Annotated in this window: 16 protein-coding genes and 3 tRNA genes; 16 read left to right on the plus strand and 3 right to left on the minus strand. The window is 55.5% G+C overall.

Translation table 11 applies throughout. From position 1 onward, the window contains the following. Positions 1-16: 16 nt before the first annotated feature. From tolB to nadA, 6 genes are all read left to right on the plus strand, one after another. Positions 17-1,342: a Tol-Pal system beta propeller repeat protein TolB gene (gene tolB, locus R1T46_RS12400; RefSeq protein WP_317305588.1), complete on the plus strand. Its 1,326-nt coding sequence runs from the start codon at positions 17-19 to the stop codon at positions 1,340-1,342. 73 nt (positions 1,343-1,415) lie between these two features. After that, a complete protein-coding gene (gene pal / locus R1T46_RS12405; RefSeq protein ID WP_317305589.1) occupies positions 1,416-1,994 on the plus strand; it encodes a peptidoglycan-associated lipoprotein Pal in 579 nt (192 codons plus the stop codon). Between the two features lie 12 nt (positions 1,995-2,006). After that, entirely contained in the window at positions 2,007-2,783 is a 777-nt protein-coding gene (gene ybgF, locus R1T46_RS12410; RefSeq protein ID WP_317305590.1) for a tol-pal system protein YbgF, read from the plus strand. Positions 2,784-2,868: 85 nt separating this feature from the next. Beyond that, positions 2,869-2,944 (plus strand) — tRNA-Lys (locus R1T46_RS12415). Positions 2,945-3,010: 66 nt separating this feature from the next. Continuing rightward, positions 3,011-3,086: transfer RNA gene (locus R1T46_RS12420), tRNA-Lys, on the plus strand. Positions 3,087-3,300: 214 nt separating this feature from the next. Next, positions 3,301-4,362 (plus strand): quinolinate synthase NadA, encoded by a 1,062-nt coding sequence (nadA, locus tag R1T46_RS12425; protein ID WP_317305591.1) that lies wholly within the window; start codon positions 3,301-3,303, stop codon positions 4,360-4,362. A 2-nt stretch (positions 4,363-4,364) separates the two neighbouring features. Here nadA and R1T46_RS12430 read toward each other — a convergent pair whose 3' ends face one another. After that, a complete protein-coding gene (locus tag R1T46_RS12430) occupies positions 4,365-5,843 on the minus strand; it encodes a M48 family metalloprotease (RefSeq protein ID WP_317305592.1) in 1,479 nt (492 codons plus the stop codon). 154 nt (positions 5,844-5,997) lie between these two features. On the opposite strand from R1T46_RS12430, the gene R1T46_RS12435 reads away from it, so the two are divergent. Next, a complete protein-coding gene (locus R1T46_RS12435; RefSeq protein WP_317305593.1) occupies positions 5,998-6,225 on the plus strand; it encodes a sulfurtransferase TusA family protein in 228 nt (75 codons plus the stop codon). A gap of 30 nt (positions 6,226-6,255) precedes the next feature. Next, the gene (locus R1T46_RS12440) at positions 6,256-7,335 is read left to right on the plus strand and encodes an AI-2E family transporter (protein WP_317305594.1); all 1,080 of its coding nucleotides are present in this window, start codon (positions 6,256-6,258) and stop codon (positions 7,333-7,335) included. Here the strand turns inward: R1T46_RS12440 and R1T46_RS12445 are convergent. Beyond that, positions 7,332-7,799, minus strand: coding sequence for a peroxiredoxin (locus R1T46_RS12445; RefSeq protein WP_317305595.1), 468 nt, complete (start codon positions 7,797-7,799; stop codon positions 7,332-7,334). The two genes, R1T46_RS12440 and R1T46_RS12445, sit on opposite strands and share 4 nt — an antisense overlap. A 74-nt stretch (positions 7,800-7,873) precedes the next feature. Here R1T46_RS12445 and dapA point away from each other — a divergent pair, with 74 nt between their 5' ends. From dapA to R1T46_RS12485, 8 genes are read left to right on the plus strand one after another with little or no spacing between them, the layout of a single operon-like run. After that, positions 7,874-8,749 (plus strand): 4-hydroxy-tetrahydrodipicolinate synthase, encoded by an 876-nt coding sequence (gene dapA / locus R1T46_RS12450; protein ID WP_300498271.1) that lies wholly within the window; start codon positions 7,874-7,876, stop codon positions 8,747-8,749. Between the two features lie 37 nt (positions 8,750-8,786). Beyond that, positions 8,787-9,884, plus strand: a complete 1,098-nt coding sequence (gene bamC / locus R1T46_RS12455; protein WP_317305596.1) for an outer membrane protein assembly factor BamC — start codon at positions 8,787-8,789, stop codon at positions 9,882-9,884. 44 nt (positions 9,885-9,928) lie between these two features. Next, on the plus strand, positions 9,929-10,642 hold the full coding sequence (gene purC / locus R1T46_RS12460) for a phosphoribosylaminoimidazolesuccinocarboxamide synthase (RefSeq protein WP_041334317.1): 714 nt from the start codon (positions 9,929-9,931) through the stop codon (positions 10,640-10,642). A gap of 35 nt (positions 10,643-10,677) precedes the next feature. Further along, on the plus strand, positions 10,678-11,412 hold the full coding sequence (locus R1T46_RS12465) for a TIGR04219 family outer membrane beta-barrel protein (RefSeq protein WP_041334320.1): 735 nt from the start codon (positions 10,678-10,680) through the stop codon (positions 11,410-11,412). 19 nt (positions 11,413-11,431) lie between these two features. Continuing rightward, positions 11,432-12,439 carry an NAD-dependent epimerase gene (locus R1T46_RS12470; protein WP_317305597.1) on the plus strand — a complete coding sequence of 336 codons (1,008 nt, stop codon included), beginning with the start codon at positions 11,432-11,434 and terminating at the stop codon, positions 12,437-12,439. A 44-nt stretch (positions 12,440-12,483) separates the two neighbouring features. Then, a complete protein-coding gene (locus tag R1T46_RS12475) occupies positions 12,484-13,482 on the plus strand; it encodes a TRAP transporter substrate-binding protein (RefSeq protein ID WP_317305598.1) in 999 nt (332 codons plus the stop codon). Further along, positions 13,482-14,021 (plus strand): TRAP transporter small permease, encoded by a 540-nt coding sequence (locus R1T46_RS12480; RefSeq protein WP_317305600.1) that lies wholly within the window; start codon positions 13,482-13,484, stop codon positions 14,019-14,021. Before R1T46_RS12475 ends, R1T46_RS12480 begins: the two co-directional genes overlap by 1 nt. Continuing rightward, positions 14,018-15,277: a TRAP transporter large permease gene (locus R1T46_RS12485; RefSeq protein WP_317305602.1), complete on the plus strand. Its 1,260-nt coding sequence runs from the start codon at positions 14,018-14,020 to the stop codon at positions 15,275-15,277. Before R1T46_RS12480 ends, R1T46_RS12485 begins: the two co-directional genes overlap by 4 nt. A 76-nt stretch (positions 15,278-15,353) precedes the next feature. On the opposite strand, the gene R1T46_RS12490 is transcribed toward R1T46_RS12485, so the two are convergent. Beyond that, positions 15,354-15,430, minus strand: a tRNA-Val gene (locus R1T46_RS12490). Positions 15,431-15,462 lie beyond the last annotated feature (32 nt).

Below are 15,462 nucleotides of genomic sequence, written 5' to 3' on the forward strand. Positions count from 1 at the left end.
GACAATGGGAAATCAAATGACGAACCGGACCAAAACAGGCACAACCCGTACTGGCATGGCCGCGGCGTGGTTCCTAATGCTGGTAGTGATGACAGCAGGTAACCCGGCAAACGCTGAACTGTTGATACGAATCACCGAGGGTGCGGATTCGGCCATCCCGGTCGCCGTGGTTCCATTTTCCGAAACGGGTCAAATCCCATCTGGCGACAAGGTCAGCAATATCGTCCGTGACGATCTCACCATGAGCGGTGAATTCAAGCCACTGCCACCGGAGAAAATGCTCAGTCTGCCGTCAAAGGGCGACGAGGTTTATTTCCGTGACTGGAGACTTCTGGGGCAGCGTTACGTTCTGGTGGGGCAGTTGACACGTACCGGCGACAAAATTGAAGCCCAGTACGAATTATACGACGTGAACCGGGAGGAGCGGATCCTCGGGGCAACGGCGTCCTCATCGGTGAACAGCACACGGAGTCTCGCCCACCACATTAGTGACAAGGTCTATGAGGCTATTACTGGTGTGCCGGGCGCATTTTCTACCAAGCTGGCCTACGTCACGCTTCAGCGATCCGGTGGCAACGCCCTGTATCGGCTGCAGGTCAGTGACGTGGATGGCAAAAGGGCCAAGGTCAGGCTCGAAAGCGACGAACCGATCTTGTCGCCTGCCTGGTCGCCGGATGGCAAGAGACTTGCCTATGTGTCGTTTGAAACTGGCAAGCCCGCGATTTACATCCATGAGCTTTCATCGGGCAACCGCACGCGGATCGCGGACTTCCGGGGTTTGAACTCAGCGCCCGCGTGGGGTCCGGATGGTCGATCGTTGCTTATGACCCTGTCAAAGGATGGCAATGCCGAAGTCTACAAGATGGATATTCAGAGTCGTTCGCTCAAACGGCTGACCAATCACTGGTCTATTGATACTGAGCCTACCTGGGATCATACGGGTAAAGGTTTCTACTTTACGTCTGATCGTTCCGGTGGGCCGCAGATATACCACAAGTCCAGCGAGGATGCGGAGCCTCGCAGGATTACCTTTGGTAGCCGATACAACGCCCGCCCGCGGCCAGACAATGACGGCAAGTACGTTTATTATGTGCATCAGAGAGACCAGGCGTTTCACATAGCGCGGACGAACTTGCAGACGGAGGAAGAAACGATTCTCACCAGGACCGGGTCCGATGAATCGCCCAGTGTTTCGCCTAATGGCCGGATGCTGATCTATGCAACGAAGCAGGGCGGCGACAGTGTACTAACTGTAATTGCCGCCGATGGCGGAGCGGCCTATAGTCTGCCGGCCTCGGAGGGTGATGTGCGTGAACCGGCATGGTCACCGATCGTCAAGTAAACCGGAACTCCGAACAGAACAGGTTCGTTTGTATAAACGTACAACAGACTCTCAAAAAAGGAAGGAAGTGATTATGAACGTATCAGCTCACCACAAATTATTCGCCATGGTAATGTCTCTTGGTCTGATCGCGGGTTGCAGCAGCACCGGTGAGACCACTGAAGACGGTGCGTACGGTTCCGATGTCTCTGCTGTCGACCAGGAAGGTGGTAGCACTGTTTATGGCGGCGATGACGACGGCGGTGTGTCTTCGTCCGAGATGAGCGAAGAGCAGCGTCGTGAGGCGGAAGCTCGTGCTGCGCGGGCGGAAGAAGCCGCCATGCGCGAAATCACCACTTTCTACTTTGATTTCGATACCTCCGAAATCAAAACCGAAGCCCGCGATGTGCTGGTGGCCCACGCCCGGTTCCTGCAAGCCAATCCGGGTCAGAATGTCCGTATTGAAGGACATGCCGATGAGCGTGGTACCAAAGAATACAACCTTGCACTGGGTGAGCGTCGTGCCAACGCTATCGAGCGTTTTCTGATCGTAAACGGCGCTTCCCGTGGCCAGACGGAAACCATCAGCTATGGTGAAGAGAAGCCAGCCGTGATGAGTTCCGGTGAGAGCGCGTGGGCCCAGAACCGTCGCGTTGAACTTGTTTTCCAGTAACAGGCGAACCCCATGAGACATCTGCTCATGGCGACAGTGATGCTCCCGCTTGCCCTAGGGCAAGCGGGCGGCACGCTGGCGCAATCCGTTTCTCCAGCGTTCCAGGACAATGCCTCTGAGGCTGAACGCAAGGCTGGCAACAGTCAGGCCAATGCGGAACTGTTCTACATGATTCAGCAACTGCAGGGCGAGGTTCGTCGATTGCAGGGGCGGGTGGAAGAACAGCGTAACCTCATTGATCGGCTCACCAAGCAGTCTCGGGATCGCTACATCGACCTTGACCAGCGAATTCTCAAACTCTCTGAAAAGGTCTCGGAAGCACCTGCGACGAGTTCAGAGGGTACGGCTGATTCCGCTGAAACAGCTGAAAATTCTGGGGTGAAAACCAGAATCTACCGGCAGCCTTCCGATAAAGAACGGACGGATTACCAGAAAATCCAGACCCTGATTCATCAGGAAAAGAACTACGACCAGGCCATCAATGGGTTGTACGACTTCATTGATGAGTATGAGGAAGGAGACCTGACGGTCAACGCCTATTATTGGCTGGGCGAGGTGTACCTCGTTGAGGAACAGCTTGAGCAGGCACGGCAGGCGTTCACCATCGTCGCAACCCGTTACGGGGATCACCGCAAGGCTCCGGATGCTGTTTACAAGCTTGGCGTGACCCTGGACCGGCTCGGCGATAAGGAGCAGGCTCGCGGGCGTATGCAAACCGTGATCCGTGACTATCCGAATACCAGTGCCGCTGAGTTGGCGCAGAAGTACCTCGACTCCAATAACGGCTGATCGTGGTCATCGCGAAGAATGTTGAGAAACCTGGGAATTAGGGGTTGATCGGCGCTGAAAAATCATTACTATATGCGCCTCGTTTGGGTCGTTAGCTCAGTTGGTAGAGCAGTTGGCTTTTAACCAATTGGTCGAAGGTTCGAATCCTTCACGACCCACCAAATTACGAACGAGGCGGTGGATTGAGTCGTCGCGTTGTTCCGGTCCGGATTCGGGCCGACAGTTATGGGTCGTTAGCTCAGTTGGTAGAGCAGTTGGCTTTTAACCAATTGGTCGAAGGTTCGAATCCTTCACGACCCACCAATAGAACAGGAAGCCAAAGCGGCTCCTGTCGAAAAAAGAGCCTTCGGGCTCTTTTTTTTTGGGTATACGGTCATACATCTGTGATAGTGGGCGTAGTTAAAAGGGTGCCTATAAATAGCCTTAGCAGAACTCTGTGACAGCAGGGTGTCAGCCCAGTGAAAGTCGTGGCCGAAGTGATATACTTCCGACGTTAACGCAATACAGAGATGCAGTAATGACGCGAGTTGAAGACCGTATTCTCGTTCAGGAACATCTGGCACACCAGGCGGAGCCAAAGACCCTGAGCGACGACGAAAAAGCCAACCTTGAGTCCCGTATTCGTGCAGCGCTGAAAGCGCAGGATGCGGTGCTCGTGGCTCATTACTACACCGATCCCGACATTCAGCGCCTGGCCGAGGAAACCGGCGGCTGTGTTGCCGATTCTCTGGAAATGGCCCGGTTTGGCAACAAGCACAAAGCGTCGACTGTAGTCGTGGCGGGTGTCCGTTTCATGGGTGAAACCGCCAAGATTCTGAACCCGGAAAAGCGGGTGCTGATGCCCACGCTGGAGGCGACTTGCTCACTGGACATTGGCTGCCCTGCGGATGAATTTTCAGCCTTTTGCGACCAGCATCCCGATCGTACCGTGGTGGTCTATGCCAATACCTCTGCAGCGGTGAAAGCAAGGGCGGACTGGGTGGTTACCTCCAGTTGTGCCCAGGCCATTGTGGAGTCGCTGGATGCCCGTGGTGAAAAAATACTCTGGGCTCCGGATAAGCATTTGGGCTACTACGTGCAGAAAACCACCGGTGCGGATGTGTTGCTCTGGGATGGTTCATGCATCGTACATGAAGAGTTCAAGTACCGGGGGCTGGAAGACCTGAAAGCGCTGTATCCAGACGCAGCGGTTCTGGTGCATCCCGAATCGCCCAATGCTGTGGTCGAGATGGCCGATGTTGTCGGTTCGACTTCTCAGCTGATTCATGCGGTCCAGACGCTGCCCAACGAACAATTCATCGTTGCCACTGACAACGGCATTTTCTACAAGATGCAGCAGTTGGCCCCCAACAAGACCCTGATCGAGGCGCCTACTGCCGGAAACGGCGCCACTTGTCGTAGCTGCGCTCATTGCCCGTGGATGGCGATGAACGGCCTCGAGAACCTGCTGTCGGTGATTGAGAACGGCGATCAGGAGGTTCACGTGGATCCGTCATTGCGGGAGGATGCGTTGAGACCGCTTCAGCGAATGCTGGATTTCACCGCCGAGATGAACCTGAAGGCTGCCGGCAACGCCTGACGTCAGCTGCGGCGTTGATTCAGCCGCTCTGACACCTGCGACAATCGTTCGGTCACGATTTGGCGCAACGGCGCTCCAGCGGGGAGCTTCTCCTGGGCCTGGCGCAATTGGCGCTGGGCCGCCTCAAGGTCGCCCATCAGGATATCGTATTCAGCCCTTGCCCGGTGCACCCCAACGATGTTGCGTGCCAACCCTTCGGCTTCTGCCAGCCTCAGCCAGAGATGCTCTTTCTTCGGCAGTTCCCGCGTCAGTCTGTGGAGGTGTTCGGCAGCACGTTCGCCGTTACCCGCCGCAGTCTCCAGGAGAGCGAGCATGTCGGTAATCGGGTAGTTGCCAGGGTTCCTTGAAAGGGCTTCGGAAAGCAGGCTGCGAGCTTCGTTGAGCTTGTCCTGCTCAATCAGCGCCTCCGCGAGTGTAACCTGATAGGTGATGCGTCCCGGTGTTCCCTCTAGCAGCCTTTCAAGCTCAGCAATCGCCTCGCTCTGGTTTCCATCTCGCAGCCATGCGACCGCCAGGCCGTAGCGAATAGCATCCGGCTTTTCGGTATCCGAACGGTTCAGGTAGTCCTTGAAGGTTTCTACAGCGATGTCCGCGGACTTGGCGTAGCGAACCTGCAGCCGGGATCGAACCAGATGGTATTCCTGGGCATCGGCCACATCCCTGCGAGGGTATTGCTCGGCGCGGTTGCGGGTGTCGGATACACGATTCTGCGTCAGTGGGTGGGTGGACAGGTACTCCGGAACCCGGTTTCCCTGCAGGCGGTTCTGTCGCATCATGATTTCGAACATTTCCGGCATCCCTCTCGGGTCCATGCCGGAGCTGGCCAGTATGTCCATACCAACCCGGTCAGCTTCCTGTTCATGAGCCCGGCTATAAGCCAGCATATTCTGCACCGCCAATGCCTGGGTGCCTGCGATGGCGGCAATACCGACATCTGACTGGGTAACCGCTGAGAGGATGATGCCGGCGATCATGCCGGCAATGGTCAACGGGGCGCTGGTTTCCTGTTGCTCCAGACGCCTGGCGAAATGGCGCTGGCTCAGGTGCGCCAGTTCGTGGGCCAGAACCGAGGCAAACTGCTGCTCACTCTCGGCATTCAGGAAGAGGCCGCCATTAACGCCGACGACATTGCCGGGGACTGCAAAGGCATTGATGTCGGGGCTGTCGATGATCGCCAGCGTAAGGTCGCTGCTACTCAGGGGGGCGGAGGGCACCAGGCGATAAATGACCGAATTCAGGTAGTCCTGAACCAGGGCGTCGGTGATCTGGGGAGCGGATCGCCGGATGGACGTCATTACCTGGCGCCCGATATCCGATTCCTGGCGCTCCGAGATCAGCCCGCCACCGGCGCCACCAATGGATGGCAAGGTGCTATCCGACGACTGTGCCGAGGCGTGGCCGACCGTCAGTGAGAACGCCAGGGCAAGGGCGGGTGCCAGGATGCCTGGGCGGTGAATTCGGCGGCGGTTTTTAACAGTCATGAATGGGCGATGTCCGTTGTCATTGGATTCTCTCTGACAGCATTGTGTCACCGAAAGTTCTTTCGGAGTCCGTCTGTTACGATTGAGGTGCAATACAGTATCACTGTGGGCATAATGCCGGCTCCTGTTTTGAACATACGGATGCTTTTTTGCCATGGCTGACCGAACACTGGATGCATCGGGCCTGCGCTGTCCGATGCCGCTATTGAAAACAAAGCTTGAACTCAACAGCATGTCTCCCGGCCAGGAACTTGAAGTTATCGCCACAGACGCCGGTTCTGCAAGGGATATTCCCGCGTTCCTCGAGCTTTCGGCCCATCAGTTGGTCCGTACATCGGAACAGAATGGCTGTTTCACCTTTGTGATAAAGTGCGGCGATTAAGCTCGTAGTAGGGACCCTCCGGAGTCGTTGATGATCAGAATTTTACGTGGTCTTGCCCACAAATACTTTTCAGATGAAGAAGCCGTCATTCTTTTCCTGCTGATACTCGCAGGCGTCATCTTCATCATTTTTTTCGGTTCCATGCTGGCGCCTGCTATTGCTGCGGTCATTGTTGCCTTTATTCTCCAGGGACTGGTCACCAAGCTTAATCGGCTCGGCATTCCGGAAATTGTATCCATCATAGGCGTGTTCTTCGTCTTCCTGGGGCTGTTAATTGGCGTTCTGTTCGGGCTGTTGCCTCTAATCTGGACCCAGGTGACCGGGTTGGCGGGCGAAGCTCCTCGTATTTTCAGAGAGATGCAGTCCTATCTTGAAGTGCTTCCTGAGCAGTATCCAACGCTGATATCCATGGAAGGCATCAACACCATCTATAACCAGGTGACCACCGAAGCCGGTCGCATGACCCAATGGCTGGTGTCGTTTTCACTGGAAAGCATTCCGGATCTGGTAGCGCTGCTCATCTACATGGTGTTACTGCCAATTCTCGTATTCTTCTTTCTCAAGGACCGCCAGGTGCTGCTGGGTGCCATCGCTCGCATGCTGCCGTCCCAGCGTCCGATGATGGTCCGAATATGGCACGAAGTGAATCTTCAGTGTGCCAACTACGTGCGGGGCAAGGCGGTCGAGATACTGATCGTTGGAGGTATCACCTACGTCGCCTTCAAAGTTCTGGGTATGCCTTATGCGGCCCTGCTGTCACTGATGGTGGGTCTGAGCGTGGTGATTCCCTATATCGGTGCAGCGGTGGTCACCATTCCGGTTGCTATGATCGCCCTGTTTGCCTTCGGGTGGGGCAGTCAGTTTATCTGGGTCATGGTGGTATACGGTGTGATCCAGGCGCTGGATGGAAACGTTCTGGTCCCCATCCTGTTCTCGGAAGTGAATAACCTGCACCCCGTTGCCATTATCGTGGCTGTGTTGTTCTTTGGTGGCATCTGGGGGTTGTGGGGGGTGTTCTTTGCTATTCCGCTGGCGACCATGCTCAAGGCGATCTTCTCGGCATGGCCGGTCAAGTACGGGCAGGCAGAGACGTTGCCAAAGGAGTCCTAAAGACTCCTGACGGCTTCCAGCACTTCATCAACGTGGCCCGGTACTTTCACGCTTCGCCACTCCTTGCGAAGAACACCGTTCTTGTCGATCAGGAAGGTGCTGCGGTCAATGCCCATATATTCCTTGCCGTAAAGCTTTTTCAGCTTGATGACATCGAATTGTTGGCAGAGGGCTTCGTCCTTGTCGGAGATCAGGTGGAAGGGAAATGCCTGTTTTTCGCGGAAGTTGTCGTGGGCTTTCAGGCCGTCACGTGATACTCCGAGAATAACCGTATCGAGTGCTTCAAACTGGTCGTGCCGATCGCGGAAATCCTGACCTTCAGTGGTGCATCCAGGGGTGTTGTCCTTGGGGTAGAAATAGATCACCACATTCTTGCCTTTCAGGTCCGATAAACGAATGGTTTGATCTCCGGTAGCCGGGGCCTCAAAATCATCAACAGGACGGTTCAGTTCGGGTGCTGACATGACATCTCCTTTAATTCCCTTGTGTCAGTGGGTGCCCAACATTACCATATCGTTTTTATTCGTACGGAGTTTTTATGATTACGGGGAGCCTTGTCGCACTGGTCACGCCCATGCATTCCGATGGCAGCGTTCATTGGGAGCACCTTGATAAGCTGGTGGACTTTCATCTCGACAACGGAACGCATGGTATCGTGGCCGTTGGAACGACGGGTGAATCCGCCACGTTGGACCCGGAAGAGCACATGCGGGTGGTGGGGCATATCATAAAACGCGTCAATGGCCGCATCCCTGTGATTGCCGGTACGGGCGGCAACAGCACCCGCGAAGCCATAGAGCTGACCGAAGAAGCGCACAAGCTGGGTGCCGATGCCTGCCTGCTTGTAGTTCCGTACTACAACAAACCGACCCAGGAAGGCCTGTATCAGCACTTCAAGACCATAGCCGAGGCTGTCCCGGTCGATCAGATTCTCTACAACGTTCCCGGCCGAACGGCGTGCGACATGTTGAACGAGACCGTAGAGCGCCTGGCGGATATTCCGAACATCATCGGTATCAAGGATGCAACCGGCAATATTCCCCGTGGTGCAGAGCTGGTTGAAGCCGTTAAAGGCCGCCTGGTGGTCTACTCTGGTGACGACGCGACAGCCGCCGGACTGATGCTTGCCGGTGCCAAGGGCAACGTCTCCGTTACCGCCAATGTGGCTCCCAAGGGCATGGCTGCGCTGTGCGAAGCCGCCATCGCCGGCAATGAAAAGGAAACCGAGCGGCTAAATGAGTTACTCATGCCTCTGAACCGCAAACTGTTCCTCGAGGCAAACCCCATCCCGGTCAAATGGGCCCTCTTTCATATGGGCATGATCGGGGAGGGCATCCGCCTTCCGCTCACCCCCCTGAGTGACAGGTTCCACGAAGAAGTGGAAGACGCACTGAAAGCCTCTGGCGTACTCTGAGTCAGGCTGTACCATCTATCGTAACTGGAGTCGCCTGATGGCGTTTAGGTTCAGGACAGAAATCAAAAAAACCGAAAAATGCATCAGGCCCCTGGCGGGCCTGATGTTTGTTATGGCCCTATCAGGCTGTAGCCTTATCGAAGACCGCTCAGAGCGCTATGTCAATGCGCCGGAAGGCACACCTCTGAAACTGCCGGAAACGGCGGATGAAGGTGAGTTTGGTCAGATCATGCCGATACGCGAAGCGACCGCTGCCGACTCGGGTCGCATGTATCGGGGAAGTATACCCACGCCGCCGGATATGACCTCCGATATCCTTGACGAAAATTATCTGGTTGAGGAACTGGATGGACAGATATGGCTGCTGGTGAATGATGTTCCCGGTCGCCTCTGGCCGGCGGTCACCTCCTACATGAATGAGAACGGCCTTGGTGTGGCGTATGACAGTCCCCAGCTTGGCCTGATGCAGAGTGAGCTGGTTAACTTCAGCAAGCAGGCGAGGGGCTTGTTGGGGTTGCCGGACAACCCTGATGGGCCAGAGGCAAAAGTGGTTGTTCAGGCCCGTGTCGCTCCTGGTGTGCGCCGCAAGACCACAGAGGTTCAATTCCGTTCTTTCGAAGTTGCCGATGACCCCAACGAACTGATGGCATGGAGCGGCGGGGACATCCGCAGCCGTGAGCAACTCGACACGAGTCGGAAGCTGCTCGACGACCTGGCCCAGTATTTACGCAATCGGGAAGACAGCAAGTCATACTCTCGTGCGGCCTTGGGCATGGCCAGCGAACCATTGGTCAGGCTGGTATCGGACGATGAAACACCCCGGGAAATTGTGATGAGCCTGGATTACGGCCGAGCCTGGGCGGAAGTGCGGCGAGCGGTGGATGACGCAGGCATACCAGTGATCGACCTGAACCGTGAAGACGGCTATTTCTTTGTGGATTTCCGGCCGGAATCCGAGCGCGAGCCAGGGTGGTTTAGCTGGTTCTCCGACGCCCCGAAACCGGTCCATTCGTTTGATATACGGCTCGAGGAACGCGACGGCGACATTATCGTTTCCACCGCCATCGCCGAGAGTTACGATGGTGAGAATCGCTCGCCCGAGCTGCTTTCAGAACTGTTCGAATACCTTTACTAATGCAAGCAGTGCCTGCACAGAGCGGGCACGTCCGGAGACCTGACATGGAAAAGCGTGAAGAGCTTTACGCGGGCAAGGCCAAATCCGTATACCGTACCGACGACCCCGACCGGTTTGTGATGGTATTTCGCGACGATACGTCGGCGTTTGACGGCGAGAAGAAAGAGCAGCTTAACCGCAAGGGCATGGTGAACAATCGCTTCAATGCGTTCATCATGGAGAAGTTGGAAGCAGCCGGCATTCCCACACACTTTGAAGGCCTGCTTTCGGGCACGGAATCACTGGTCAAGAAGCTGGACATGATCCCTGTGGAATGCGTGGTTCGTAACATCTCGGCGGGCAGTCTGTGCCGTCGTCTGGGTGTCGAGGAAGGGCTGACGCTGAACCCTCCCACCTTTGAATTGTTCCTGAAGAACGACGCCATGCATGACCCCATGGTCAATGAGTCTCTGGCGGTCAGTTTTGGATGGGCGAAAGCCGACGAACTTGCCAGAATGAAAGAACTGACCTATCAGGTGAATGACGTACTGAAGGCGCTGTTTGAGGAAGCCGGCATGCTGCTGGTGGACTACAAGCTGGAATTTGGCCGCTCGGGTGGCCAGATTGTCCTGGGTGACGAATTCAGCCCCGACGGCTGCCGTATCTGGGACAGGGAAAGCCGAAAAAAGATGGATAAGGACCGTTTTCGTCAGGGACTGGGCGATGTGATTGAGACCTACGAAGAAGTTGGTCGTCGTCTCGGTATTCGTTTCGACTGATCAGTCAGGTACAACAACCATAAGACAGGTGCACTATGCGTAAACTGATTTTTGCCATCGGCGGCTCATTGTTCATCGCTGCCCCAGTCGCGATCGCTGATGTGGTCGGGGTGGGTGCCAGTGTCAGTTATTGGGATTCTGACCTCTCGGGTAAAGCCGGCAAAAACAACGACGTGGTCGACGTCGAAAACGACCTCGACCTGGAAAGCGACACCAATGCCAACCTTAGTGCCTACCTGGAGCATCCAGTTCCGGTACTGCCGAATGTTCGGTTGAACTACACTCGTATCGAGCAGAGTGGACGAGGGGAGCTGTCTACCGGGTTTGATTCTGTTCCAGGCGCCGCGGAAGTGGATTCCGATCTGGACCTGAACCAGTTCGACGTCACCCTGTATTACGAAGTGCTCGACAACTGGGCCAATCTGGATCTGGGCGTGACCGCCCGCAACCTGGACGGCGAGCTGATTGTCCGTGAGCAGGCCACCAATGGCCAGGTCAGTAAGACTGAGGTCGACGGCGTGATTCCGATGGGTTACCTGGCTGCCCGCTTTGATCTTCCCTTTACCGGTGTTTCCGTCGGTGGCGAGGCGAACCTCATCAGCTTCGACGGCGATTCCATCTATGACTACAACGCCTACGGTCAATATGAACTGTCGTTGTTGCAACTCCGCGCCGGCTATCGTCAGATCAGCATTGATTACGAAGACAGCGATGACCGCCTGGACATCGACCTCGGTGGCCCGTTTGTGAGTGCCGGGCTGACGTTCTGAAGGAACAGGAGAGAACACGTTGAAAATTCTGGTTACGGGTACGGCGGGCTTCATCGGCTCCCATCTGGCGCATCGGCTGCTTGACAGAGGTGATGACGTAATCGGCGTGGATAACGTCAACGATTACTACGACCCCACCCTGAAGGAAGCACGGCTTGAGCGCCTGACCTGTAAACCGGGATTCACCGAGGTTCGCAAGGACGTGGCCGACCGGCCCGCCATGGAGGCTCTGTTCCGCGAGCACAAGCCAGAACGTGTGGTTCATCTGGCCGCACAGGCGGGCGTGCGGTACTCCCTGGAAAATCCCCACGCCTATATTGACGCCAACCTGGTGGGTTTCACCAACATTCTGGAAGGTTGTCGCCACAACGATGTGAAGCATTTGGTCTACGCCTCCAGCAGCTCGGTGTACGGCGCCAATGAAACCATGCCGTTCTCCATCCACGACAACGTGGACCACCCCTTGAGCCTTTACGCGGCCTCCAAGAAAGCCAACGAGCTGATGGCCCACACCTACAGCCACCTCTACAACATGCCCACCACCGGCCTGCGTTTCTTTACCGTGTATGGCCCCTGGGGGCGCCCGGATATGGCGTTGTTCATCTTTACCAAGAAGATCCTGGCGGGTGAGCCCATTGACGTGTTCAACCATGGGCACCACAGGCGCGACTTCACCTACATTGACGATATTGTGGAAGGCGTTATCCGGACCCTGGACAGCGTTGCCACACCCAACCCGCAGTGGAGCGGCGAAACGCCGGACCCCGGCACCAGCAAGGCGCCGTATCGGCTTTACAACATCGGCAGCAACAACCCGGTGGAACTGTCCCGGTTCATTGAAATTATCGAAGAGCGCGTTGGCAAGAAAGCGGAGAAGAACCTTCTACCTCTGCAGCCCGGTGACGTGCCGGCCACCTACGCCAATGTGGATGACCTGATTGACGATGTGGGCTACAAGCCGTCCACGACAGTGGAAGAGGGTATCGCCAACTTCGTAGACTGGTACAGGGATTTCTACAAGATGTAGCAGGGAGTGAACACACAATAAAAAACCACTAAGGGGAAACGATAATGAATAAACTTGCCCACAGTACCGCAATTCTTGGCCTTGCCATTGGCCTGACCTCTTCGGTCGTTGCCGATGAGTTTTCGGACATGGACCCCGTTACTTTGCGCCTGGCTCACGTCGTCAACGAGCAAGACGGATTCCACATCGCAGCTGTTAAGTTCCAGGAACTGGTCAGTGAGCGCACAGACGGAGCTGTGACCGTCGAAATTTATCCCAATGCTTCGCTCGGCGACGAGCGCACCCTGCTTGAGGGCATGCAAATTGGCACAGTGGATATGGGCGTCATAACCAATGGCCCCGTCGCCAATTTCGTCGGAGAAATGGCAGTATTTGAATTGCCCTTCCTGTTTTCTTCCCCAGAAGAGGCCTATTCAGTGCTTGATGGTCCCATTGGCCAGGAGTTGCTGGACAAGTTGAGCGACGTCAACCTCAAAGGCCTCGCATACGCTGAGCGAGGCTTCCGTAACCTCACTAATAGCGAGCGGCCGGTAAGTCACCCTGATGACATCGACGGTTTGCGAGTACGTGTCATGGAGAATCCAGTTTACGTTGATACGTTCCGTGAATTGGGCGCAAATGCCGTTCCGATGGCCTGGACTGAGGCGCTGACAGCAATGCAACAAGGCACCATTGACGGCCAGGAGAACCCTGTCAACGTCGTGCATTCCTTTAAGCTCAACGAGACGCAAGACTATATGACGATGTCTCGGCACACCTATGCGCCGGCTATATTTGTCATGGGGATGCCAGTGTGGAATCGCCTGCCCGAAGCCGCCCAAGGGGTGATTGAGCAGGCAGCCCAGGAAGCCGCAGAGCATGAGCGCACTGTGAATGCTGAAATGGAGTCAGAGCAGTTGGCAGAGCTTCGAGCATCGGGAATGAAAATCGTAGAAGATCCAGACCTGGCTGCTTTTCAGGCTGCTGTTGCGCCGGTCTATGAGAAGTATGGCGATCAGTTTGGTGATTACCTCGAGCGGATTCGTGAATCCCAGCAGCCATAGTGAAAGGGCCCGACGAAGGTATGTTGGGAATTTTGAAGAAAGTTGAGCGCGCGATCGATGCCATCATGCAGCCCATGGTTTTTGCGGCGATGGTGGCACTGATCGCCGTGATCACGCTGCAGATCGTATCCAGGGTTTTCTTTACCGCTGTGGGCTGGACCGAGGAGGTCGCGAGGTTTCTGCTGGTCTGGATTACGTTTATGGGCGCGACCCTGGCATTTCAGCGCGGTAGACATATTGCTGTTACCTTTCTCGTCGATGCGCTGCCAGGCAGGTTGCGGCAAGTGACACGTATTCTGGCCGTGGCTGTTGCACTGGGCTTCATGATTGCGCTGGTACTTGTTGGCTATCGTTACACGCAGATGCAAAGCTTCCAGACCTCAGCTTCTCTGGGCTGGTCAATGACTTATGTCTACGCGGTTATCCCCGTCTGTGGAGCAGTGATGGGTTGGTGCGCATTAGTTGATTTGGTTGAGCTGTTGTCTGAAGGACCTGACACGGCAAGGACTGGCCCTGATACAAGTGACCCTCCATCGTGACGGGGCTGCTCTTCGCTCTTTTTTTCCTGTTCATGCTCATTGGCGTACCTATTGCCTTATCGATAGGTGCCAGCACAATGGCGGCGCTGTATTTTCAGGGCGTGCCACTGATGGTGGTTACCCAGCAGATGTTTCAGGGGATTAACTCTTTCGCCCTGGTTGCGGTACCCATGTTCATACTGGCCGGTGACCTCATGGCCCAAGGCAAGGTGAGCGAGAAGCTGGTCAGTTTTGCGGACTCGCTGTTTGGGTTTCTGAAAGGCGGGCTTTCTATCGTCGCCGTACTGGCAGGCATGTTCTTTGCGGCTATATCCGGCTCAGGGGCAGCCACCACTGCAGCCGTTGGCTCCAGCCTGGTGCCAGAGCTGCGTAAAAAAGGGTATGACCCGGCGGCAGCGGCCAGTTTGATTGCAGCCAGTGGCACTATTGGTGTGGTCATTCCGCCGTCAGTGCCGATGATTATCTATGCGGTCATTGCTCAGCAATCGGTTTCCAAGCTCTTTTTGAACGGTTTTATTCCCGGTCTCATCATGGGCTTGGGGCTCATGGCTATTGCCATTACCCAAGGTTACCGTCGAAATTACCCGCGAGGAACCGCGTTATCCTTCGCCACCATCTGGGGCACGCTCAAAAGTGCGAGTTGGGGGCTGATGACCCCCGTCATCATTCTAGGGGGTATCTTTTCAGGCGTATTTACGCCCAGCGAAGCGGCAGTGGTTGCGGTCAATTACGCACTGTTAGTCTCGTTGTTTATTTATCGCGATCTCAAGTTGCCGGATATCTACCGGATATTGATTCGTTCAGCCATTACAACCGCAGTTATTATGTTCGTCATTGCCACATCCGCCGTTCTGAGCTGGACACTGTCGAGCTGGCAGGTACCCGGTGCGATTGCTGAGTCCGTCCTATCGCTGTCCACGAACCCGTACATCATTATGCTGCTCGTCGTGGGTATCATCCTGATCACCGGTGTGTTCATTGAGACAGCGAGCGCCCTGATCATTTTGACCCCGGTTCTCCTGCCGCTGGTCGTCCAGCTCGGAATCGATCCAATTCACTTCGGGTTAATAATTGTGGTGGGCCTGGCTATCGGTATGATTACGCCTCCCGTGGCCATCAATCTTTACGTTGCATCCTCTGTCACCGAGTTGCCGCTTGAACGTATTACCCGCGCGATTATTCCTTACCTGCTTGGCCTGATTGCAGTGTTGCTCCTGGTGGTATACGTCCCGATCGTTTTAGGCATTTCGGGTTAAGCGGGGAGCGGTTTGCGAAAGTATCGAGAAGAATATCGAGAAAGGGGGCTGCAGATAACACGTAACGTATTGAAAATGGTAGGACCAGGCAGATTTGAACTGCCGACCTCTGCCATGTCAAGGCAGCGCTCTAACCAACTGAGCTATGGTCCTACGTCCTGCAACGGGAACGAAATATACTGATT

Origin of the sequence: Marinobacter salarius (genome assembly GCF_032922745.1) — a bacterium.
GTDB lineage: Bacteria > Pseudomonadota > Gammaproteobacteria > Pseudomonadales > Oleiphilaceae > Marinobacter.

Bases quoted from the DNA above. Each gene is read 5' to 3' on its own strand.
- dapA (WP_300498271.1), top strand. From the start codon at position 7,874: ATGATTACGGGGAGCCTTGTCGCACTGGTCACGCCCATGCATTCCGAT.
- R1T46_RS12475 (WP_317305598.1), top strand. From the start codon at position 12,484: ATGAATAAACTTGCCCACAGTACCGCAATTCTTGGCCTTGCCATTGGC.
- R1T46_RS12445 (WP_317305595.1), bottom strand. From the start codon at position 7,799: ATGTCAGCACCCGAACTGAACCGTCCTGTTGATGATTTTGAGGCCCCG.
- R1T46_RS12465 (WP_041334320.1), top strand. From the start codon at position 10,678: ATGCGTAAACTGATTTTTGCCATCGGCGGCTCATTGTTCATCGCTGCC.
- R1T46_RS12440 (WP_317305594.1), top strand. From the start codon at position 6,256: ATGATCAGAATTTTACGTGGTCTTGCCCACAAATACTTTTCAGATGAA.
- R1T46_RS12430 (WP_317305592.1), bottom strand. From the start codon at position 5,843: ATGACTGTTAAAAACCGCCGCCGAATTCACCGCCCAGGCATCCTGGCA.
- nadA (WP_317305591.1), top strand. From the start codon at position 3,301: ATGACGCGAGTTGAAGACCGTATTCTCGTTCAGGAACATCTGGCACAC.
- purC (WP_041334317.1), top strand. From the start codon at position 9,929: ATGGAAAAGCGTGAAGAGCTTTACGCGGGCAAGGCCAAATCCGTATAC.
- pal (WP_317305589.1), top strand. From the start codon at position 1,416: ATGAACGTATCAGCTCACCACAAATTATTCGCCATGGTAATGTCTCTT.
- tolB (WP_317305588.1), top strand. From the start codon at position 17: ATGACGAACCGGACCAAAACAGGCACAACCCGTACTGGCATGGCCGCG.
- R1T46_RS12435 (WP_317305593.1), top strand. From the start codon at position 5,998: ATGGCTGACCGAACACTGGATGCATCGGGCCTGCGCTGTCCGATGCCG.
- ybgF (WP_317305590.1), top strand. From the start codon at position 2,007: ATGAGACATCTGCTCATGGCGACAGTGATGCTCCCGCTTGCCCTAGGG.
- bamC (WP_317305596.1), top strand. From the start codon at position 8,787: ATGGCGTTTAGGTTCAGGACAGAAATCAAAAAAACCGAAAAATGCATC.